Source organism: Halanaerobium hydrogeniformans (assembly GCF_000166415.1).
In the GTDB taxonomy this organism is placed as follows: domain Bacteria; phylum Bacillota; class Halanaerobiia; order Halanaerobiales; family Halanaerobiaceae; genus Halanaerobium; species Halanaerobium hydrogeniformans.
Genome location: NC_014654.1, coordinates 403,071 through 425,900 on the forward strand (window position 1 = coordinate 403,071; position 22,830 = coordinate 425,900).

At 36.0% G+C, this 22,830-nt stretch carries 22 protein-coding genes and 1 other annotated feature (1 of these 23 cut by a window edge); of the genes, 21 read left to right on the forward strand and 1 reads right to left on the reverse strand.

The window, feature by feature from the left end; translation table 11 throughout:
- The first annotated feature begins 9 nt into the window (after nucleotides 1-9).
- From holB to HALSA_RS01820, 13 genes are all read left to right on the forward strand, one after another.
- Entirely contained in the window at nucleotides 10-999 is a 990-nt protein-coding gene (gene holB / locus HALSA_RS01760) for a DNA polymerase III subunit delta' (RefSeq protein WP_013404924.1), read from the forward strand.
- Between the two features lie 24 nt (nucleotides 1,000-1,023).
- A complete protein-coding gene (locus HALSA_RS01765) occupies nucleotides 1,024-1,830 on the forward strand; it encodes a PSP1 domain-containing protein (protein ID WP_013404925.1) in 807 nt (268 codons plus the stop codon).
- Between the two features lie 14 nt (nucleotides 1,831-1,844).
- On the forward strand, nucleotides 1,845-2,165 hold the full coding sequence (locus HALSA_RS01770; RefSeq protein ID WP_041595749.1) for an initiation-control protein YabA: 321 nt from the start codon (nucleotides 1,845-1,847) through the stop codon (nucleotides 2,163-2,165).
- Between the two features lie 4 nt (nucleotides 2,166-2,169).
- Entirely contained in the window at nucleotides 2,170-2,895 is a 726-nt protein-coding gene (locus HALSA_RS01775) for a tRNA1(Val) (adenine(37)-N6)-methyltransferase (RefSeq protein ID WP_013404927.1), read from the forward strand.
- Nucleotides 2,896-3,756: a 16S rRNA (cytidine(1402)-2'-O)-methyltransferase gene (gene rsmI, locus HALSA_RS01780; protein WP_013404928.1), complete on the forward strand. Its 861-nt coding sequence runs from the start codon at nucleotides 2,896-2,898 to the stop codon at nucleotides 3,754-3,756.
- Nucleotides 3,757-3,787: 31 nt separating this feature from the next.
- On the forward strand, nucleotides 3,788-5,746 hold the full coding sequence (gene metG, locus HALSA_RS01785) for a methionine--tRNA ligase (RefSeq protein ID WP_013404929.1): 1,959 nt from the start codon (nucleotides 3,788-3,790) through the stop codon (nucleotides 5,744-5,746).
- Nucleotides 5,747-5,792: 46 nt separating this feature from the next.
- Nucleotides 5,793-6,440, forward strand: a complete 648-nt coding sequence (locus HALSA_RS01790) for a redox-sensing transcriptional repressor Rex (RefSeq protein WP_013404930.1) — start codon at nucleotides 5,793-5,795, stop codon at nucleotides 6,438-6,440.
- Nucleotides 6,441-6,443: 3 nt separating this feature from the next.
- Nucleotides 6,444-7,277: an MBL fold metallo-hydrolase gene (locus HALSA_RS01795; RefSeq protein WP_013404931.1), complete on the forward strand. Its 834-nt coding sequence runs from the start codon at nucleotides 6,444-6,446 to the stop codon at nucleotides 7,275-7,277.
- Nucleotides 7,278-7,279: 2 nt separating this feature from the next.
- Complete coding sequence (gene rlmH, locus HALSA_RS01800) at nucleotides 7,280-7,759, forward strand: 23S rRNA (pseudouridine(1915)-N(3))-methyltransferase RlmH (RefSeq protein ID WP_013404932.1); 480 nt, start codon at nucleotides 7,280-7,282, stop codon at nucleotides 7,757-7,759.
- Nucleotides 7,760-7,904: 145 nt separating this feature from the next.
- The gene (gene ald, locus HALSA_RS01805; protein ID WP_013404933.1) at nucleotides 7,905-9,029 is read left to right on the forward strand and encodes an alanine dehydrogenase; all 1,125 of its coding nucleotides are present in this window, start codon (nucleotides 7,905-7,907) and stop codon (nucleotides 9,027-9,029) included.
- Nucleotides 9,030-9,064: 35 nt separating this feature from the next.
- Nucleotides 9,065-10,198, forward strand: a complete 1,134-nt coding sequence (gene alr, locus HALSA_RS01810; protein WP_013404934.1) for an alanine racemase — start codon at nucleotides 9,065-9,067, stop codon at nucleotides 10,196-10,198.
- A gap of 87 nt (nucleotides 10,199-10,285) precedes the next feature.
- The gene (locus HALSA_RS01815; protein ID WP_013404935.1) at nucleotides 10,286-10,921 is read left to right on the forward strand and encodes a class I SAM-dependent methyltransferase; all 636 of its coding nucleotides are present in this window, start codon (nucleotides 10,286-10,288) and stop codon (nucleotides 10,919-10,921) included.
- A gap of 49 nt (nucleotides 10,922-10,970) precedes the next feature.
- Nucleotides 10,971-11,384: a hypothetical protein gene (locus HALSA_RS01820; RefSeq protein WP_013404936.1), complete on the forward strand. Its 414-nt coding sequence runs from the start codon at nucleotides 10,971-10,973 to the stop codon at nucleotides 11,382-11,384.
- Between the two features lie 92 nt (nucleotides 11,385-11,476).
- On the opposite strand, the gene HALSA_RS01825 is transcribed toward HALSA_RS01820, so the two are convergent.
- On the reverse strand, nucleotides 11,477-11,914 hold the full coding sequence (locus HALSA_RS01825) for an OsmC family protein (protein WP_013404937.1): 438 nt from the start codon (nucleotides 11,912-11,914) through the stop codon (nucleotides 11,477-11,479).
- A 151-nt stretch (nucleotides 11,915-12,065) separates the two neighbouring features.
- Between HALSA_RS01825 and HALSA_RS01830 the strand changes: the two genes are divergently transcribed.
- From HALSA_RS01830 to HALSA_RS12320, 8 genes are all read left to right on the forward strand, one after another.
- Nucleotides 12,066-12,608, forward strand: coding sequence for a transcription repressor NadR (locus tag HALSA_RS01830; protein WP_013404938.1), 543 nt, complete (start codon nucleotides 12,066-12,068; stop codon nucleotides 12,606-12,608).
- A gap of 85 nt (nucleotides 12,609-12,693) precedes the next feature.
- On the forward strand, nucleotides 12,694-12,891 hold the full coding sequence (locus HALSA_RS01835; protein WP_013404939.1) for a hypothetical protein: 198 nt from the start codon (nucleotides 12,694-12,696) through the stop codon (nucleotides 12,889-12,891).
- Nucleotides 12,892-12,894: 3 nt separating this feature from the next.
- A complete protein-coding gene (locus HALSA_RS01840) occupies nucleotides 12,895-14,370 on the forward strand; it encodes a sodium:solute symporter family protein (RefSeq protein WP_013404940.1) in 1,476 nt (491 codons plus the stop codon).
- A 32-nt stretch (nucleotides 14,371-14,402) separates the two neighbouring features.
- Nucleotides 14,403-15,308 (forward strand): quinolinate synthase NadA, encoded by a 906-nt coding sequence (gene nadA / locus HALSA_RS01845; RefSeq protein ID WP_013404941.1) that lies wholly within the window; start codon nucleotides 14,403-14,405, stop codon nucleotides 15,306-15,308.
- A gap of 3 nt (nucleotides 15,309-15,311) precedes the next feature.
- Nucleotides 15,312-16,970, forward strand: a complete 1,659-nt coding sequence (gene nadB / locus HALSA_RS01850; RefSeq protein ID WP_013404942.1) for an L-aspartate oxidase — start codon at nucleotides 15,312-15,314, stop codon at nucleotides 16,968-16,970.
- Nucleotides 16,957-17,793 (forward strand): carboxylating nicotinate-nucleotide diphosphorylase, encoded by an 837-nt coding sequence (gene nadC, locus HALSA_RS01855; protein WP_013404943.1) that lies wholly within the window; start codon nucleotides 16,957-16,959, stop codon nucleotides 17,791-17,793. Before nadB ends, nadC begins: the two co-directional genes overlap by 14 nt.
- A 95-nt stretch (nucleotides 17,794-17,888) precedes the next feature.
- A complete protein-coding gene (gene nadA, locus HALSA_RS01860) occupies nucleotides 17,889-18,815 on the forward strand; it encodes a quinolinate synthase NadA (protein WP_013404944.1) in 927 nt (308 codons plus the stop codon).
- A 127-nt stretch (nucleotides 18,816-18,942) separates the two neighbouring features.
- The gene (locus tag HALSA_RS12320) at nucleotides 18,943-22,491 is read left to right on the forward strand and encodes a PAS domain S-box protein (protein WP_013404945.1); all 3,549 of its coding nucleotides are present in this window, start codon (nucleotides 18,943-18,945) and stop codon (nucleotides 22,489-22,491) included.
- 308 nt (nucleotides 22,492-22,799) lie between these two features.
- Nucleotides 22,800-22,830 (forward strand) — a binding site (T-box leader); it runs 217 nt beyond the window's last position.

Here is a 22,830-nt window from a genome sequence, read left to right on the forward strand (position 1 = left end):
AGTTGAATTATGAGTTTTGATTCTATTTTAGGACAGGAAGATGCTGTAGAAATACTTCAGGATGAGATGGAAAAACAAAGGATTAGTCATGCCTATCTATTCAGCGGTCAGTCTGGAATTGGAAAATCCAAACTTGGCTATGAGTTCGCGAAGGCAGTTTTTTGCCGGGAAGAAGAACTTGACAGCTGTGATAAATGTATCAGCTGTCGTAAAATGGAGCATCAAAACCATCCCGATTTTAAGATAATCTCTATTCTGGAGAACAAAAATATTATTTCCATAGATCAAATTAGAGAACTGAAAAAAGAAATCGCCTACAAACCTTATGAAAGCGAAAAAAAGCTATATATTATAGAGTCAGCAGATCAAATGAGCAAAGAAGCTGCCAACAGTCTTTTGAAAACCTTAGAAGACCCACCTTCTTTTGCAACAATTATTCTGCTGGCAGAGGATACGAGCCGACTGCTGCCTACGATAATATCCCGCTGTCAGCAGCTAAAACTAAAAAATCTGGCCCAGGGTAAAATCAAAAAGCTGCTGCTTGAAAAGGGAATAGCAGCAGAAAAGGCAGAAATTTTAAGTAGAACTGCCCAGGGCAGTCCGGGGAAGGCCCTGGCTGCAGCAGAAAAAGAAAACTTTTTTGAAGAAAGAAAAGATATTTACGATTTTTTAACAGATATAGATAAAAAAAACACCATTCAAATTTTTAAACTAACTAAAAAATTAACTTCTTTACTCAAAGCAGACTTCCCCTGCTTTGATTTGCTATCAGACTGGTATCGCGATATAATGATGATTAAGCAAGATTATTTAGAAGCGGTAAAAAATAAGGATTATCTGAAAGAATTAAAAAGGCTCGCAGCTAATATGAAAGAAAATGAGATTATTAATAAACTGGATTTAATAGCCAGGACTGAGGAATATATCAACAGAAATGTAAGGGCCAAACTGAGCCTGCAGGTATTATTTTTTAAACTGCGCCAGCCTGATTCAGAATAGATAATAATTGAGGTGTATAATTTAATGTATACGGTAGTTGGAGTAAGTTTTAAACAAGCTGGCAAAATATACTATTTTGATCCAGGAGATATTGAAATAAAAGCCGGGGACAATGTAATAGTCGAAACCGCCCGCGGAATAGAATATGCAGAAGTAGTTGTAGGAAAAAAAGAGGTAACAGAAGAGGAGATAGTTGCACCTCTTAAAGATGTAATCAGAAAGGCAACTTTAAAAGATAGAGAAATACATGAGAGAAACAAGGAACTTGAAGAAGAAGCCTATGATATTTGCTATAGAAAAATTGATGAACATGGACTGCTCATGAAGTTGATCGATGTGGAATATACTTTTGATCACAATAAGATCATCTTCTATTTTACAGCAGACGGCAGGATTGACTTTAGAGAACTGGTTAAAGATTTAGCAGCAATTTTTAAAACCAGAATAGAATTAAGACAGATCGGTGTCAGGGATGAAGCAAAGATGCTTGGTGGTTTAGGTCCCTGTGGACTTCCTGTCTGCTGTGCTACATTTTTGCGTGATTTTCAGCCTATATCTATCAAAATGGCAAAAAAACAGAATTTATCATTAAATCCTTCCAAAATTTCAGGACTATGTGGACGCTTAATGTGCTGTCTGCAGTATGAAGCTACAACCTACCGCAAATTGAAAAAAGAAATGCCTAATATAGGTGAAAAGGTAGAACTTGAGATGGGTAAAGCCAGGGTTGTAGACCGCAATTTAGTCAAACACACAGTTACTGTTGATGTTGGAACAGAAGATGACCTGGAAATCAAGGTAGATGATTTAGAAAATTATGAAAGAGATTGAAAGGAAGGGTAATGATGGATCAGGAAATACTTAAAACCCTTGCCCATTTTCAGGAACAGATAGAGGCACTCTCACTTCGTTTCCATAAACTTAAGGACATTACCTATCAACTTTATCAGGAAAATGAAGAACTACAGCGAGAAAATGACGAACTCAAAAGTCTGCTTTTTAAAGAAAAGGCAGAAGAAGCTGTAGTAAAAAAAGAGGGTTACAGTAATTTGATCAGGATCTATGATGAAGGTTATCATGTCTGTCCCTTAAGTTTTGGTGAAAAGAGAAAGGGAGATTGTCTTTTTTGTTTAAATTTAATGGAAAATCAGGGTAAGGAGAAATAGTTTTATGGAAGAGATTCACTATTTAATAGAAGAAGAACTTGAAATAATTCAGGATAACCGTTTTTTTAAATTTGGTACAGACTCGGTTTTGCTGGCAAATTTTGTTAAACTACGCAGGGGAGATAATGTAATCGATCTCGGCACAGGTAGTGGAGTTATTCCCCTGCTTTTAGCCTATAAAAATCAGGGGGTAAAGGTTAGTGGGGTTGAAATTCAAAAACCGCTGGCAGATTTAGCTCAAAGAAATGTGGAGCTCAATCAGATGGATGATAAAATAAAAATAATCAATCAGGACCTCTGCCCGCTTAAGCAAGAAATGGAAGCTGGCTCATTTGATGTTGTAGTTTCTAACCCCCCTTATCTGCCTGTAGATGCTGGTAAGATAAAAGCTAACAAGTATTTAGCTGCTGCCAGACATGAGATCCATGCAGAGCTAGAAGATGTTATTGCAGCTGCAGCTCATCTTTTAAAATTTGGTGGGCTTTTCTATCTTGTTTACAGGGTCGAAAGGTTGACCGAGGTAATAGAGCTTTTGGCTAAGTACAACTGTCAGGCTAAAAAGTTGCGCTTTGTTCAGGCCCGTCAGGATAAAGAAGCAGATATTTTTTTGCTGCAGGCAAAACTTGGTGCAAAACCGGGGTTAAGAGTTGAACCGGTTTTAATTATTTATCAGCCAGACAGCAGTCAGTATACCGAAGAGTTAAAAGAGATTTATGGGGAGGATTCTTAGTTGGCTAAAGGAAAATTATATATCTGTGGTACCCCGATCGGCAATCTAGAAGACAGCAGTCAGCGCTTGATTAATATTCTTAAAAAGGTAGATCTAATTGCCTGTGAGGATACCCGCCGCAGTCAAAAACTTTTAAATCATTTTTCAATAGAGAAAAAAATGCTGAGTTATCATGAACATAATGAGCAAAAAAGAAGCAAAGAATTAATAGAACGCCTGCATTCAGAACAGGATATAGCCCTTTTAAGTGATGCAGGGATGCCTGCCGTTTCTGACCCGGGTCAGATTTTAATCAAGGCAGCAGTAAAAGAAGGGATCGAAGTGATACCGATTCCTGGCCCCAGTGCTTTTCTGGCAGCTCTTGTAGTTTCCGGGCTTGATATTTCTTCTTTTGTTTTCAGAGCTTTTATACCCCGCTCAGGTAAAGAAAGAGATCAGTTTATCGAGGAGCTTTCCCTTGAGAAAAAAACCACAGCCTTTTATGAATCTCCTTACAGGTTAAAGGATACTTTAAAAGATCTGCAGGAATTCAGTTCGGAACTTGCTGAGAGAGAGGCCGTTGTGGCCAGAGAGTTAACCAAAATGCATGAAGAAAAATATTATGGAACAATAAGCGATCTTTATTTAGAGCTTAAAGACCAGCAGATAAAAGGGGAGATCGTGGTCGTCATAGCTGGCCGCCAGGAGATCAAAGAAGAAAGTGAAGGCTGGGAAGAACTCAGTGTTCTAGAGCATCTTAAACTTTTGATGGCAAGTGGAATCAGCAAAAAAGAGGCCATAAAAAAAGTGGCCAAATTACGTGAAATGCCAAAAAGCGAAGTTTATAAAATAGCAATCGCAATTTCTGTCGATAAAGATTAAGCAGTTAAATACAAGAGAGAGGATGATAAATTTGAGTAAAGATACATATTATGTTACAACCCCGATTTACTATCCAAGTGATAAATTACATATTGGTCATGCCTATACAACTGTGGCTGCTGACACCATCGCTCGCTATAAGAAGATGCATGGTTATGATACCATGTTTTTAACCGGTTCTGATGAACACGGGCAAAAAATAGAGCGTAAAGCAGCAGCAGAAGGTAAGGACACCAAAGAATATGTAGATGAAATAGTAGCAAGCTTTAAAGAACTCTGGAAAAAACTTGATATCGATTATGATTATTTTATCAGGACCACAGAAGAGCGGCACGAAAAAGTTGTGCAGAAAATTTTTAAAAAACTTTATGATAAAGGTGATATTTATAAAGGGAAATATGAAGGCTGGTACTGTACTCCCTGTGAATCTTTCTGGTCGGAAAGACAGCTCGAGGAAGAGCAAGGAGAAAAGGTCTGTCCCGACTGTCACCGACCGGTAGAGTGGGTTGAAGAACAGAGCTATTTCTTTAAAATGAGCAAATATGCAGATAGACTGCTTGAACATATAAAAGAACATCCGCAATTTATAGAACCTGAAAGCAGAAGGAATGAAATGATCAGTTTTATAGAAAATGGACTTGATGATCTCAGTGTATCAAGAACCACCTTTGACTGGGGAATCCCGGTTCCGATCGATGAAGATCATGTGATTTATGTCTGGATTGATGCTTTAAGCAACTATATTACAGCTATTGGTTATCAAAGCGATCCAGAAAATTTTGAGCACTACTGGCCGGCTGATTTACATCTGGTTGGTAAGGATATTCTGCGTTTTCATACTGTTATCTGGCCGATTATTTTAATGGCCCTTGATCTGGAACTACCCAAACAGGTTTTTGGTCATGGTTGGCTTTTAAGTAAGTCAGGGAAGATGTCTAAGTCAAAGGGGAATGTTGTTGACCCGGTTGTTTTAGTTAATGACTTTGGCAAAGATGCGATCCGCTATTATTTGCTGAGAGAAGTTGCTTTTGGTACTGATGGAACTTATTCTACAGAGGCTTTAATCCAGAGAATCAATTCTGATCTGGCAAATGATCTGGGTAATCTACTTAATAGGACTGTATCTATGGTTGAACAGTATTTTGACAGTAATATTCCTGTTGTAGGAGAAAAAGAAGCGGTTGATCAGGAGCTGATAGATTTAACCGCTAAAATAAAGGTTGAAGTAGAAAAAGAAATGGAAGAATTAAAATATACGGTCGCCCTGGAAAGAATCTGGGATCTAGTTCGGAGAACAAATAAATATATTGATCAGACTACCCCCTGGATACTCGGTAGAGATGAAAGCAAAAAGTCGAGATTGGGAACAGTTCTTTACAACCTTTTAGAATCCTTAAGAATAATAGCTGTAATGTTAAAACCATTTTTAACAGAAACACCTCTTAAAATTGGTGAGCAGATCGGTCATTTGAGTGAGATTAAAAATGCTGACTGGGAAGCAGTCAAGTGGGGTGGCTTAAAATCTGATGTTAAAATTGTAAATGGAGATGCTATTTTCCCCAGAATAGATTTAGAAGAGTATTATGAAAAAGTTGAGGCCAGAAAAGAAAAAGAAAGCGAAAAATCTGAGGAGGCAAAGAATTTGGATTTAACTGAAATTAAAGATAGGATTACCTTTGAGGAGTTCATGAATGCCGATATCAGGGTAGCAGAAATACTGGAAGCAGAGAAAATCGAAGGTAGTGACAAACTGCTGAAATTGATAGTTGATATTGGGTTAGAAAAAAGACAGCTGGTAGCTGGTATAGCAAAGCATTTCAGTGCTGAAGATGTGATAGGCAAAAAAATTATGGTTGTAGCTAATCTTGAACCTGCAACTATTTTTGGTGTCAAATCAGAAGGAATGATTCTGGCAGCAACTGATCCAGATGGTAATATGGTTTTATCTGCAGTTAGTGATGAGATCGCTAATGGTAGTCAGGTAAAATAATATTTAAATATCCAGGAAATTACTATTCTAAAGGGAGGAATACAAAGTGAAAGATAGAGAAAAAATACCTAAGGCCACTATAGAAAGGCTCCCCCTCTATTACAGATGCCTTGATAAGATGTCTACTTTTGAAGATGTAGACGTTGTTTCATCTAAAGATCTAGGGGGTAAACTTGATATCCCTTCAACTCAGGTTCGCAAGGATCTCTCCTATTACGGAGAATTTGGTAGAAGAGGTGTAGGTTATAATGTTAATGAATTAAAGCGTTCAGTAGGAAAGATTTTGGGGGTAAACCGCACCTGGCCGGCTGCTTTAGTTGGAGCTGGAAACCTGGGTCGGGCTTTAGTTAACTACGGCAGCTTTAAGATGATGGGTCTAGAAATCACCTGTGTTTTTGATAATGATCTCGATAAAATTGGTAATGTGATCAATGACCGGGAGGTTAAAAGTGTCCAGGATATGCCTGGGAAAGTAGAAAAAAATAATATAAAATTGGGAATAATCTCTGTTCCTGCTGATGCAGCTCAGACAGTAGCAGATTTGATGGTAGAAGCTGGAATAAAAGCGATCTGGAATTTTGCTCCAACCAGGCTCTATGTTCCTGAAGATGTATCGGTTAAAAATGAAGATCTGGCAGTTGGAATAGTTTCTTTGATTTATCATTTAAGCTGGCAGGAAGAAATGGATGTGTAAACTTTGAAGGTAGAAACAGCGGTTTTAGCAAGCGGCAGTGATGGTAATTCAACATATATCAGGGCCGGCAAATTTTCGGTTTTGATTGATGCCGGTTTAAGTGGTAAAGAACTTGAAAGAAGGATGAACTCCTTAGGGATTGATCCTACTTCAATAGATGCTTTATTAATAACTCATGAACATAATGATCACATAAAAGGGGTAGGTGTTCTATCCCGCCGCTATAATATCCCCATTTTTGCCAACCAGGGAACCTGGTCCGGAGCAGAAAAAAAGCTCGGCAAAATAAAAAAAGAGAACAGACGAGTTTTTAAAGGGGATTTTATGATCGGAGATCTGGGCTTTATCCCTTATCAGGTTTCTCATGATGCAGAAGATCCGGTTGGATATATCTGCCGTGCGGCTGATAAGAAAATAGTGCTGGCAACAGATACAGGAGTTCTGGCAGCAGAAACAGCAGCCAAACTCAAGGGGGCTGACCTTTTTATACTTGAATCCAATCATGATTTAGAGATGCTGATGACAGGTAGTTATCCCTATTTTTTAAAAAACAGGATCAAAAGTGATGATGGTCACCTTTCTAATGATGCTGCTGCAAAATTACTGCCTGAACTGCTTGGAGATAATTTTCCCACGGTTATTTTAGCCCATTTGAGTAAGGAAAATAATAATCCCAGGGTCGCCTATATAACGGTTAATAATGTACTTAGAGAGGCTGGTTTTGAAGTTGACAGAGATTTGAGAATGGGCTGTGCTGATCAGGATAAGACGACTCCCTTGTTCAGGGTGGATAAAAAATGTAGACCAGTAAAAAAGAAATCAGCTGGTGATTTTTAAAGATGAAGATCAATATAATTGCTGTAGGAAAAATGAGTTCTGATTTTTTGGAACCTGCTCTGCTTGAATTTCAAAAAAGATTGAAGCATTATTGTGATTTAAATATTATCGAGGTAGAGGCAGAAAAACTACCCAAAAATCCAGCTGCTAAAGATATAGAAAATCTTCAGGCTCTTGAAGGGGAAAGAATTTTAAAGAAGATAGCAGAAAGGTCCTATGTTTTCGCACTTGATATCAAGGGAAAACCGATGACTTCCAAAGGATTTGCCAGATCACTTAACAATCTCAAACTGAGAGGTTATAGCTCATTTACTTTTTTAATTGGGGGAGCTACAGGTTTAAGTGATTTCGTTTTAAAAGAGGCAGATTACAGGATCTCTTTATCCCATATGACCTTTACCCATCAGATGGTTCGTTTGATATTATTAGAACAGATTTATAGGGCTTTTAAGATCAACAATAATGAGCCCTATCATCTATAAATTTTGATTAGAAGATTAAATAGAAGGCTCCCAGATTTTTGGGGGCCTTAATTGCTTTAAAATTGTTTAAATATGCCAGCAGTTATGATATTATTAAGTTAATATTTTTAGTAAGTTTTTAAATAAATAGACCGGAGGAATCAAAATGATAATAGGAGTTCCAGAAGAAATAAAGAATAACGAGAATAGAGTAGCAGTAGCTCCAGCAGGTGTGGAAAAATTAACTGATAGCGGCCATCAGGTGATAATTGAAAAGGGTGCAGGTCTGGGAAGTGGTATCAAAGACCAGGAGTACTCTAAAGCAGGTGCAAAAATAGAGGCAGATAAGGAAGAACTTTTTAAAAAAGCCGATATGATAATGAAGGTTAAAGAACCTCTTAAAGAAGAATTTGATTTATTTAAGGAAGGACAGCTCCTTTATACCTATCTTCATCTGGCTGCCGAAAAAGAATTAACCCAGGCTTTAATCGATAAAAAAATTACGGCAATTGCTTATGAAACCGTGGAAAAAGAGGATGGCTCATTACCTCTATTAACACCTATGAGTGAGGTTGCCGGTAGATTGGCTGTACAGGCAGGGGCAAAATTTTTAGAAAGTCCACAGGGAGGCAGGGGAGTACTGCTCGGTGGTGTGCCTGGTGTACTACCTGCTAAAGTTGTTATCATAGGTGGGGGAACCGTCGGTCTCAATGCTGCCAAGATGGCAAGGGGTTTAGGGGCTGATGTGACAATTTTGGATATCGATCCTGAACAGATGAGATATTTAGATGATATCTTTCAATCAGCTGTTAAAACAAGAATGTCCAATAAATATAATATTTATGAGGAGGTTTGTGCTGCTGATCTGGTTATCGGGGCAGTTTTAATTCCAGGTGCTAAAACTCCTAAACTGGTTACAGAGGTGATGGTAAAAGATATGATCAAGGGAGCGGTTATCGTTGATGTTGCCGTCGATCAGGGAGGATGTATAGAGACAACCCATCCGACTACCCATGACAAACCTACATTTATCGAACATGGAGTTGTTCATTATTCTGTTGCCAATATGCCGGGAGCAGTTGCCAGAACTTCAACTTATGCATTAACTAATGTGACACTAAATTATGCTTTAAAAATTGCTGATCAGGGCTATAAAAAGGCTCTCTTAAATGATCCTGAACTTTTAAAAGGTTTAAATACCTATGCGGGTAAATTATGTTATCAGGCAGTTGCAGAAGATTTGAATTATCAATATTATGAAGCAAAAAAACTTCTGCAGGATAAAGGCTAAATATATTAAAGAACAAATATATAAGGGGTTATCTGATGCTAAAAAAGCTTGAAAAATCAAAAAGACCGGTCTGGGTTGAAATAGATTTAAATAATTTAAAATTTAATATCAAAGAAATAAAAAAGACTTTAAATTCAGATACAATTTTTACAGCAGTTGTTAAAGCAGATGGTTATGGTCATGGTGCTGTCCCGACTGCAGAGGCTGCTATAGAAGCGGGAGCTGATAGGCTGGCAGTTGCTATTCCAGAAGAGGGAATAGAATTAAGAGAGGCAGGGATTGCTGCTCCAATCGAGATCCTGGGAGAATTACTACCTGAACAGTTACCTGAGTTGATTAGATATGATTTAATCCCCACAATCTCTAAATTTAAGACGGCAGAGCGGTTAAATAACCTGTGTGCTGGCTACAATCTGAAGAAAAAAATTCATCTGAATATAGATACAGGGATGAACAGGGTTGGGGTTAATTATAAAAAAGCACTGCCACTGCTAAAAAAAATAACTGAGCTTCCCAATCTCGAAATAGAGGGTATAATGACCCATTTTGCCCGGGCAGATGAACTTGAAAAAGAATATACATTAATACAGTGGGAGCGGTTTAATCAATTAATAGAGAAATTAGAAGCAGAAAATATTGAAATCCCCATCAAGCACTGTGCTAATAGTGCAGCAGTAATTGATTTTCCAGAATTTGCTCTGGATATGGTTAGAGCGGGGATCATGATTTATGGTTTAAAGCCATCCCCAGATTTAAAAAACAATTTTAATTTAAAGGCTGTTTTAAGTTGGAAGAGTAGAATAGTTAGATTAAAAGATGTTCCTGCTGGTGAGGGAATCAGTTATGGTTCAGAATATATTACTCCCAAAAGAGAAAAAATAGCTACCATTCCTTTAGGTTATGCTGATGGTTATGCCCGGATACTGGGTAATAAGGCAAGTGTTTTAGTTAAGGGTAAAAGGGCACCGATTCGAGGCAGGATCTGTATGGATCAATTTATGGTCGATGTAAGTGGTATCGAGGGAGTAAAAGTTGGTGATGAGGTAGTTTTAATCGGGAGTCAAAATGGTCTAAGCCTTAGTGCCGATAAACTTGCTGAACAGGCGGGAACGATCAATTATGAGATAGTTTCCAGAATAAGCAAAAGGGTTGCCAGAATTTATAAATGAAATTACTAATTAAAGTAGATATTGATTTACAATATTAGCTTTTTGTAATATAATTAATAAATAGATAGATTAAAAGGAGTTTAGATAGTGGAATGTATAGTTTGTGAGAGCAAAAAGCTTAAAGTTTTAAATTTGAAAAACAAATATTATTTTTGTAAAAATTGTGAGCTCATCTTTATTGACAGAGAAAATATAATTGCTGCCGATGAGGAAAAAGAGCGGTATCTAGGTCATGACAACACCCATCAAAATGAAGGTTATGTCAGGATGTTTGAAGAATTTATAGAAGTTGTGATTGATCCCCACCTGGAGAACAAAGGAAGGGTTTTAGAATTTGGCTGTGGACCAGGTCCAGTACTGGCCGATCTTCTTGCTGAAAAAGGTTTTAGAGTGGATAAATATGACCCTTATTTTTATCCAGAGCTTGAATTTGAAGAGGAGAAATATGATTTAATCACTTCTACCGAAGTTTTTGAGCATTTTTCCGATCCCTGTAAAGAAATTGATCTTTTAAATAATTTGCTTAAAGTTGGCGGTTATCTGGCTGTAATGACATCTTTTCATCCCGGTCCAGAAGAATTTTCTGACTGGTGGTACTCATGGGATCCAACTCACATAGTTTTTTATAATCTCAAAACTTTTCAAAAACTAATTGAGGATTATAATTTTGAAATTATTTTTTGTGATCAGGAAAAATATATTTTATTTAAAAAAACAGCCTAGTATTCAAATGGCTGGATAATGTCATTAATTTAAGAGGAGGGATTGAGCTTTGAAAAAGCTAATATCCATTTTAGCTGTTAGCCTGATTTTAATTTCTTTTTCCTTTATGACAGCTGCAGAAAGACCTGACCCCTGGCAGCAGGCTAAAGAAAGAGGAGTAGAATTTAGAGCAATCGGAAATGAGCCAGGTTGGCATGTAGAAATTTATCAGGATGAGAAGATTAATTTTGTCAATGACTATGGTTCTTTTGAGTTAAAGGTTCCAATTGATGATGTCTGGTATGGCCCTGAAGGTGAAGACAGGATCTATTATGTAGAAAATAATTTGATTCAGTTTCAGGTAATAGTTATGAAAAAAGCTTATCAGGATACGATGAAAGGTGAAGAATTCCCTTATCAGGTTAGGGTGCTTTTTCCCAATGCTAGCTATATTGGTGGAGGTAGGCTTTTGCTCGATGAATAATAGTTTTAAATCTCGAACATAAAAACTCTGCAGAATGGTTAAAATACCTATCTGCAGAGTTTATCTTATTCTATCATTTTGTTTCTATATTTTTATTTTACAGAAATGTTAATCGGTGTTTTATTGGCAAGGTTATCACTAACAGGACATCTTTCTTCTACAACTTCAATCCACTCTGCGAGTGTTTCTTCATCAGCATCACAATCAGCAGTGATTTCTACATTGATTGCCTGATAACCTGCTCTTCCTTCCTCACTTTGACCGGTAAATTTAGCCGGATCAAGGTCACCATTTAATTCAAAGGATAGATCTCTCATCTCAATACCCATTTCTTTGGCAACCATATGACCAACTACATTTAAACAGCCGGCCAGGGCAGCTAAAACATATTCTACTGGGTTTGGACCTTCATTTGTTCCACCAAGATTTTCGGGCTCATCAACCGTCATTTTAAAGCCACCGGGTGTTTCTACAACAACCTTGGTTGGATTCTCACTATTTGCACTTACAGAAAAATTTACTGCTGGCATCTTATCATCCTCCTAAAAAATTTTAGTTATTAACTTATGCTCTTAATTATTAATTTCTATATTAATATCGAAAATCCTGCTTTTACTAAAAATTTAACTTTATTTATTGATAAAACTTTGATAAAATGGGTACATAATTCACTTTAAGGTGGTGATAAATATTAAAGCTCATGAAAGGAGAAAAAAGCTTCTGCAGATTTTAAAAAATTCACAGCAGGCAGTAATAGGTTCTCAACTTGCTGAGGAACTTGGAGTCAGCAGACAGGTGATAGTTCAGGATGTTGCTCTTTTACGGGCAAAAGGAGAAGATATAGTGGCTTCTTCCCAAGGTTATTTTTATAGGGATAATTTTGGCATCAAGACCGTTAAAACAACTATAGCTTCTAAACATGATGATGGCCCTGGCTTAAGAGATGAGCTGATGACAGTTGTTAATTATGGTGGTCGAATTGTTGATGTTAAGGTAGAACATCCTATCTATGGCGAATTGAGCGGTAATCTGGTAATTTCAAGTAGAGAAGATGTGGACAACTTTATCAATAGTTATCAACAAAATCAAACTGCACTCCTTTCTGAACTCACCGATGGGATCCATATTCACACCATTGAAGCAGTTAATGAAGAGGTTTTAAATAAGATAAAAGAAGAGTTAAAAAACAAGGGTTATCTTTTAGATGAGAAAGAAATAAAATAGTATATTTTTTTGGATTTGCTGTAAAGACAGCTGTAAATAAGTTGCTGTAAATTATAGCTGTTCAGTTAATGGAGGGATTATTAAATTGAATAAAGAAGAATTAAAAAAATTAAGGATCTTTTGGATAACTTTAATTTTTATACTTGTTGTTTCTGCTTTTGCTGTTCCCTACCTGTATTTTAGAGATAGTGGCAGCTTTTTTGGTTCGTTTTTATACTGGATCGTCTTTGTTTTAATAGTTATTTTTTCGACGATAAAAATTACGGCTTACTGGAGGGATTAGATAATGTCAAGTGTATATCTCTATGGGGCCGTGGTGATCTATATAATTTTGGGTTCGATAGTGGCTTTTTTGGCCAGAAAAGATATGGAAATGGGAGTAATGGAATATTTTTTAGATGACAGAAAAACAAGTGGTTTTGTAGCTGCTCTATCCTATAGTGCAACTACCTTTAGTGCTTTTATGATGATCGGCCTGGCCGGCTTTACCTATTCTGGTGGTGTTGGGGCACTGGGTTTTGAACTGGTATATCTTTCAGGGCTTTCACTGGTGGCATTTTTTGGACCTCGCTTCTGGTTGATCGGTAAAAAGAACAACTATGTATCTCCCTATGAAATGCTTGGTGATCGCTATCAAAATCAATGGATAGCAGTAGTATCTGCTATTTCAGCCTGTTTTTTTCTGATCCCCTATCTGGCAGTTCAGCTGATGGGAGTTGGTTATCTTTTGAGTGGTTTATCAGGTGGTGAGATTCCTTTTATCAGTGGGGTCATAATCGCTGCTGGACTGGCAATTGCCTGGGCTTTGATCGCCGGGATGAAGTCGGTAACCTGGACCGATTCACTGCAGTCTTTAATCATGATGGTGGTTAGTATTTTAATACTCTTTTTCGTGGTTTATCAACATCTGGGTGGCTTTGCAGCCTTTTTCGGCAGATTAAGTAGTGAGTATCCGGAATTTTTAAATGTACCTGGTCCCGGTTTTTTTGATTTTAAAACATTTTTAGCTTTGAGTTTACCCTGGTTTTTCTTCTCTATTTCTAACCCCCAGGTTAGCCAGAGGCTTTTTATCCCCAGGGATCTAAAGGCGATGAGAACAATGATCATCGGCTTTTTGGGTTTTGGTTTTGTTTATACGATAGTTTCAGTTGTCTGGGGTTTTTCGGCCAAGCTTTTGATTCCCGGACTGGCAAATGCCGATATGGCAACTCCGCAACTGCTGGCTTCAGAATATGTGCCCACCGTGCTGGCTTTAACAGCAATGGTTGGTATCACGGCTGCAGCGATCTCAACGGTTGACTCGATAATGCTGACCTTATCTTCTGTGGTTGTGCGAGATCTTTTTAAAAACTTAAGTGATCAAAGAGATATTAAACAGCTTAGAATTGCCAAAATATCGATTATAGTTATCGCTATATTTGGTCTGCTTTTTGCGATTCAGGAATTAGATTTAATTGCTGCTCTATCGGTGGCCTCATCAGTTGGTTTGCTGGTGGTAGTGCCTTCCATTTTTGGAGCGTTTTTCTGGAAAGGCGCCACAGCAGCCGGATCTTTAAGCAGTATTATTATAGCTTCTTTTACTGCTGTTTATCTGCAGTTCAGTGGTTGGCAGCCCTTTGGTCATGGGGCGGGTATCTGGACATTGCTGGTCAGTACCCTGATTTTTATTGGAGTTAGTTTGTTGACTGAGGCTCCCAGAGAAAAAGCAGATGAGTTCATAGATTATCTGAATAAAGAATGTGAAGCGAAAAATATCCTGTAAAACTTTAATAATTTGAGGAGGTGCTTAATTAAATGTTTAAACAGATAGATAAAATTGCTAAATACAAAGCAGAAAGAAATGCTGTTATACTGGCCCACAATTACCAGCCGGACTTAATTCAAGATATAGCAGATTATGTGGGTGATTCATTTGGTTTAAGCCAAAAGGCAGCCCGATTAGAAAACGAGGTTATAGTATTTTGTGGGGTTAATTTTATGGCTGAAAGTGCAAAGATACTTTCACCTGATAAAATAGTTTTAAATCCCGAAATAAATGCAGACTGTCCGATGGCAAGAATGGCCGGAGTAGAAAAATTAAAAGAATTGAAGGCCAGGCATCCTGAAGCAGCTGTGGTTACCTATGTAAACTCTACTGCCGAGGTTAAAGCTGAAAGTGATGTCTGCTGTACATCTTCTAATGCGGTTAAAATAGTAGAAGCCCTACCCCAGAAGAAGATAATATTTTTGCCAGATAAAAATTTAGCCGATTATGTTAATAAAAGAACAAATAAAGAAATAATTTACTGGGAGGGTTTTTGTCCTACCCATCACAGTGTGACTATAGAAGATATTAAAACGAATAAAGATATTTATCCAGATACAGAAATCCTTGCTCATCCAGAATGTAGAGCCGAGGTTTTAGCTGAGGCAGATTATATCGGTAGTACTGCCGGGATATTAAATTATGCCAGAGAAAGTAGTGCTCAGAGCTTTATCATCGGAACAGAGATGGGATTATTACACAGGCTTAAAAAGGAAAACCCGGCTAAAGACTTCCACCTTTTAAGCTCTCAATTGATCTGCAGGGATATGAAAAAAACCAGTCTGGAAAAGGTAGCGAGTGCTTTAGAGAATTTAGAAACTAAGGTTGAGATAGATGAAAAGATAAGGCATAAGGCAGAAAAAGCCCTACAGGCGATGCTTGAAATGGGTGATTGATAAATGAATTCAAAAAAATATCCGGCTATACAAAAAAGCGATTTTCTGGTTATAGGTAGTGGTATTGCAGGCCTTTATACAGCTTTAGAGCTGAGCAAATTAGGAGAAGTTGAAATAGTAACCAAAGAAAATATTGCTGAAAGCAACAGCCATTATGCCCAGGGTGGAATTGCAGCAGTTTGTTCTGTTTTTGATTCTTTTGAACTTCATATCGATGACACACTAAAAGCAGGTGCTGGTCTCTGCCGCAGAGAAGCTGTAGAGCATATGGTAAAAGAGGGGCCAGAAAGGATTAAAGATCTTTTAGAAATAGGCTGCAATTTTGATCGACAGGCCGGAGAACTTGATTTAACCAAAGAAGGTGCCCACAGCAGAAGGAGGATCCTCCATGCCGGCGGTGATGCAACCGGTAGAGAGATCAGCCAGTCTTTAGTAGATCAGGTTTTAAGCTCAGAGAAAATAACAGTTAGAGAAAACACTTTTATGATCGATTTAATCAAAAGAGAATTTGAGGAGAAGGAAGCATTGATCAAAGGTGCACTACTGGTAGAAGAAAGTGCAGATGAACAGTTGATTATTTTAGCAGATGCGGTAATTATTGCTGCTGGTGGTTGTGGTCAGCTTTATAGAAATACCAGTAATCCTAAAGTAACAACGGGAGATGGTATAGCCGCTGCCTACAGGGCTGGAGCTGAGATAATGGATATGGAATTTATGCAGTTTCATCCCACGATCCTCTATAATCCAGAAGGAAGTAGATTTTTGATCTCAGAAAGTGTTAGAGGTGAAGGAGGTCTATTGCTCAATGCTGAGGGAGAGCGTTTTATGGAAAGATATCATGAACTGGCAGAGCTAGCTCCAAGGGATATAGTTTCTAGAGCCATTACAGCTGAAATTAAAAATTCTTCAGCTCCCTGTGTATATTTAGACATGCGCCATCAAGATAAAAACTATTTAAAAGAACGATTCCCAACCATTTATCAAGAACTTGTAGAAGAGGGTTTTGCAATGGAAAGTGATTTGATCCCCGTTATTCCTGCAGCTCATTATCTGATGGGAGGCATCAAAACTGATTTAAATGGTTTGAGTTCTCTAAAAGGTCTATACTGCTGTGGAGAAGCAGCCTGTACAGGAGCTCATGGGGCCAACAGATTGGCCAGTAACTCGCTTTTAGAAGCACTTGTATTTGCCAAAAGAATCTGTGAATATCTAAAAGAGAAAAAGCGGGCAGCAGAAAAAGATGGTGAAGAAAGTTATGATTTTGCCCTGGATTTTATAAAAAAACGTAAAAAAGAATATTATCCCATAGATGATTTAGAGGCAGCAGAATTATCAGAATTAAAATCAGAACTTAAGAAAATGATGGAAAAATTCGCCGGGATAAAAAGAGAGCAAACGGGATTAAAGGAATTAAAGCAGTGGCTTAAAGAAAAAAGCCATTATCTTGAAGAAGAATTGAGCAAAGAAATATTTTCTAAAACAAGCTGGGAATTAAAAAACCTCTTTCAAACTGCAGAACTTTTAACAGAGTCTGCTTTGATCAGAGAAGAAAGTAGAGGTGCCCATTACAGGAGTGATTATCCAGAAAGCAGAAAACAATGGGCAAAAAAACACATAATTCACAGTAGAGAAGCGGAGGCCAGAATCGATGTTATTAAATAAATTTATCTTAGCTGATATCATAGATCGGGCGATCAAAGAAGACCTTGGTTATGGAGATATTACAACCGATAATTTGATTGCAGAAGATGCCCAAAGTAAAGCACTGATCACGATTAAAGAAGCTGGTGTAGCAGCCGGACTTGAAATCGCCAGATCTGTTTTTAATAAATATGATCCAGACTTAAAGTTTAAAGCTCTGCTAACCGAAGGTGATAAACTAGATGCTGGTACTGTATTAGCAGAGGTTGAGGGCTCAACTAGAAGCATCTTAAAAGCCGAGCGTTTAGCCTTGAATTTTCTGCAGCGTCTGTCGGGAATAGCCACTAAAAGCAGAGAATATGTAGAACTTGTTGAAGCTTATCCGGCTCAAATTGTTGATACAAGAAAAACAACCCCCACTTTAAGAATGCTGGAAAAATATGCGGTTAAAGTGGGTGGAGCCAAAAATCACAGAATGGGGCTTGATGATTGTGTGATGATCAAAGATAATCATCTTAAAGCAGCAGGCAGCATAAAAAATGCAGTAGAAAAAATTAAAGCAAATATATCCCACACTACAAAAATAGAACTTGAAATAGATGAACTACCCCAATTAGATGAAGCCTTAGAAGCTGAAGTAGATATTATCCTGCTCGATAATATGAGTCCTGAAGAATTAAAAAAAGCTGTTCAAATTGTTGATGGTAGAGTAATACTGGAGGCTTCAGGAGGTATAACTAAAGAAAATGTAGCAGAAATAGCTGCTTCTGGAGTAGATATCATATCGGTGGGAGCCTTAACCCATCAGATTAATTCCATCGATATTGCTCTTGATCTAAATTAGTTTGTGTTAATGAGAATTGTTAATTTATTGAGCTGAGTTTATTTGAGCTGAGAATAGTTTAGATGAGTATAAAACACAAATTGGGGGTAATTTAAATGAATAATTCAAGAGAAAAAATTGCCAGGTATAAAAAGAAACAAGATGCCGAGGTTCTGGCCCATTATTATCAGCCAGAAGAAATACAGGATATTGCCGACTTTGTAGGTTATAGTGAACAGTTAAACCAGAGAGCCTTTAAAAGCAATGCTCAGACACTGGTTTTATGTGGGGTTAATTTTATGGCTCAAAATGCAAAAATAATGGCCCCAAAAAAACGGGTGATAATTCCCGAGATTATGGCAGACTGTCCGATGGTAAAAAAGGCGAATCTTGAATGTTTAAATGAGATGAGAGAAAAACATCCCAAAGCAGCGGTTGTCAGCTTTATCAACTCTTCTGCAGAAGTAAAAGCCGAAAGTGATATCTGCTGTACAGCAAATAATGCTTTAAAAATAATTAAATCACTTCCTCAGTCGGAAATAATACTGGTTCCCAATAAAAATTTAGGTGAATATATCAGCCAGAAAACAAAGAAAACAATCTACAGCTGTGCCCATCCCTGCCCAATCCATGATGGAGTTGGTATCAATGATTTAAAGCGGATTAAAAAACAGTATGCAGATGCCCAGATACTGGTGAACTTAGACTGTAAAGAAGAAGTAAGGGAAAAAGCGGATTTTGTTGGTGATCCAGAAGAAATATTAAAATATGCAAAAAGCAGTAAAGCTAAAAAGATGATTATCGGGGCTGAGCGAGGTCTTCTTTATAAATTGAACAGGGAAAATCCCAGGAAAAGATTTTATCTTTTAAGCCCACATTTGATCTGTCAGAGCATGAAAATTAATAACCTTTATAAAACTTCTCAAGCATTAGAGAATCTAGAAATTGAAGTTAAAATAGATGAATATACCAGATTGAAAGCAGAACACGCAATTAAAAAAATGAAGTATTATGAAAAACACCATTATTTAACAAAATATTGACTATAAATCTTTTCTTTGATAAGCTTTATGATAGAAACTAAAATATAGAAAAGCTAAGCAAAATTAAAAATATTTATTTAAAATTCAAAGTATTGGCAAATAACAAAAATAAAGGAATGGAAATTTAATGTTTAAAACCAGCTTTGATCATATCAAAGAAAAAATTAAATATGGATCTCTTAATTTTTATTATATTATCTTGTTAGCAATTGCTTATTTTTATTTTATTTCTGGGCTTTTCTATTATAATATTCCTGTTCGTCAAGATCCAATTCCACTCAGACATCGGGGATATATTATTCTATTTACTATATCTTTATTGATCTTATCTTATTTAAATGACTGGACAAAAGAAAAAATAGAAACTGTAACTTATATATTGGTATATTCAGTTCTTATTCATCTGGCATATATTGCCTATTTAAACTTCTATGATTCTTATTTAGCTTTAGTTTTAATTGCATTTATGATAATCATCAATTTGTTTTTTAAAGGAAATAAAGTTGCTTTTTACTGTAATATAGTGATGGCTTTGTTTGTTGGTTCAACCCTTTTTATTACTGAAGAACTTTCTATATCTTTCAAACTTTACTATTTTGCTATTTATCTATCAGCAGCATTATTTAGCTTTGTTGTTAGTTATCAGAAGGTCAGAGCTAGTAATAGTTTAGATTCACTTAATCAAAAACAAAACATTCTTTTAAATAATATAGATACGCAAATCTGGTATTTAAAAGACTATGATAGATACGGAAAAGTTAATCAGGCTCATGCTGATTTTTTAGGTCTTAATAAAGAAGATATTGAAAATAAAAAATTGAGCGACGTAGTCTCTCCTGAAGAAGCTAAAATAAATAAAACTGTAAATAAAAAGATTTTCAAAGAAAAAACCAAAATAAAAAGTGAAGAATGGTTAGAAAATTATGAAGGAGAAAAAAAGCTTTTAAAAATAATTAAAACACCAAAGCTAGATAAAGAAGATGAGGTAGAATATGTTGTCAGTACAGCATTAGATATAACAGAAAGAAAAAAAGCGGAAGCAAAAACTCTAGAAAGAAAACAAATGTATGAGAATGTTGTAGAAACACAAAAAGAAATGATCTGCAGGTTTTTACCTGATACCACTTTAACATTTGTGAACGAAGCCTATTGTAAGAACTTTAATAAAAGCAAAGAAAATTTACTTGGCAAAAAGTTTATTGAATTGATTCCAGAAAAAGAACATGCTAAAATATTTGAACATTTGCAGAATCTTGCCCGCAATAAAGAAATAATTACATATCAACATGAAGTAATATCAGATGAAAAAAGATCTATCTGGCAAGAATGGACAGATTATCTCATTTATGATGATAAAGGCAATATCAAAGAATTTCAATCAATAGGTTTAGATATAACTGAAAAAAAAGAAAAAGAAATAGAGCTTAAAGAAAATAAAAAGCTGCTTGAAAATTTAACTAACCAAGCACCAGGAATGACTTATCAATATAAGCTTTTTCCTGATGGATCTTCCTGTTTTCCCTATAGTTCAGAAGGCATATATGAAATTTTTGAGTTAAGTTCAGATGAAGTAGTAGAAGATGCCAGAAAAGTATATGGTCGTATCCATCCTGATGACTATGATCGAGTTGCAAAGTCTATTCAAAGATCAGCTGAAAACCTCACAATCTGGAAAGAAGAATATAAAGTTGTTCTTCCAGAAAAAGGTTTGAGATGGGTAGAGGGAAAGGCAAAACCAGAGAAAGTTGAAGATGGCAGTATTATTTGGTATGGTAATATTCATAATATTACCGAAAGAAAAAAGCAGGAATTAAAACTTAAAAAACAGAAAAAAAGATTGAATTTTATAATAAAAGGAACAGATGCAGGAACCTGGGAATGGAATGTAAAGACAGGAGAAGTTAATTTTAATGAAAGATGGGCGGAAATGATTGGTTATAAATTAGAAGAAATTGTACCTGTAAATATTGAAAAATGGAGAGATTTAATCCATCCAGATGATTTGAAAAGATCTGATAAAATCCTCAAACAGCATTTTGTGGGAGAAATAAGATCTTATAGTGTTGAAGTTCGAATGAAACATAAAAAAGGCCATTGGATTTGGATCTTAAATCGAGGCAAAGTTACTTCCTGGACAGATACTGGAAGAGCTTTAAAAATGTCTGGTGTTCACATCGATATTTCGAAGCAAAAAAGATATGAACAGACAATAAAAGAACTTAACAGGGTAGCTTTAAAATTTCAAAGTATCGATAGTAAAGAAGAAATCTGTCAGCAAAATATTAAAGCGGCCAGAGAAATATTGGAATTCGACTTGTCACATATTAGTTTTGTAAAAAATAACAATTTTGTTCCATTAGCAGTTTCAGAGGGAATGAAAGCAGAAATATTACCTTTAGACCATGGGATTATTGGTAAAAGCTTCCAAAACAATGAAAGTTATCTCGTTTTAGATTCAGAAAAAGATTCTATTGCTAAACCGACTGATAAAACATATAAATCAGCTATATCTGTACCAATTCAAAATTATGGTATTTTCCTGGCGATATCTACTGAAAAGGAAGGTTTTAATCAAAGAGATTTAGAACTTGCTGAGCTTCTTATTGCGAGCACCAAAGCAGCTTTAGATAAACTTTACTACCAAAAGGAATTAAAGTATAAATCTTTTCATGACAGCTTAACTGGCTTATATAACCGGAGGTTTTTAGAAGCAGAACTGCAAAGGCTAGATACCGAAAGACAGCTACCAATAAGTATGATTATGGCTGATTTAAATGGTTTAAAACTTATAAATGACAGCTATGGTCATGAAAAAGGTGATAAAATATTAATAAAAACAGCTGAAATTTTACATGAAACTTTAAGAGATGAAGATATTGTTGCCAGGCAGGGTGGGGATGAATTTGCTATTTTACTACCCAGGACAGATAATGAGAAATTAAATAAAATAATAAAAAGAATTAAAGATAAAGTTGACTATGTAAATAATAAAAGAGCTATTCCAATTTCTATTGCTTTAGGTTCGGCTATTAAAGAAGATCCAGCAGAAGATATAGATGAGATATTAAAAAAAGCAGATGACAATATGTATCAAAACAAACTATCCGAAAGTAAAAGCAGCCAAAGCAAGATTGTTCAAGGATTATTAAATAGTTTAAGTGTAAAAAGCAATGAGACTAAAGAGCATGCGGTAAGAATGAGTAATTTAGCTGTAAAATTTGCTAATAAATTAGGACTATCTAATTTTGAAATAAACAAACTTTCATTAGTAGCAACCATGCATGATATCGGCAAAACTTCGGTTTCAGAAGAAATATTAACTAAGCCAGGCAAATTAGAAGATAAAGAATGGGAAATAATCAAAGATCATCCAGAAAGAGGTTATAAAATTGCTTCTGCAACGGCAGAATTTAAGTTAATTGCAGATGAAATACTTTCTCACCATGAACACTGGGATGGTAGTGGTTATCCCCGTGGTTTAAGTGGAGAAGAAATACCTTATCTGGCGAGAATCATATCAATCATAGATTCCTATGATGTAATGACTCAAGAGCGACCTTATAGCAAAGCCATCTCAAAAGAAGAGGCTTTAGCAGAGATAAAAAGTTGTGCTGGCACTCAGTTTGATCCCAAGTTAGCTGCTAAATTCATTGAGATGATGAATGAGAATTTTTAATCTAATCCCTGGATACAAATATATAAACTTTAAAATCATTGCAATAAGAGCTGGCTTAAAATATACTTTAAGCAAGTAATAATTAATCTCTAAAAATTATAATGATTTTAAAGGAGAGAAAGAAAATGATTAAAAAAATACTGCAAAAATATGAGGAGCTTGTTTTTAGTCTGATTTCTTAATAATTAAATATATACTTTGTAAAACTTTGAAAATTAATCCCTATTTAATCCTGCCAGCTGAATTTTAAAAAAAGCTTGACAAGAGCATAAATTTAAGATAAACTAAAAAAAATCGAAGAATATTAATTAAAAACTTTGATCAGGGAAAGTAATCAAA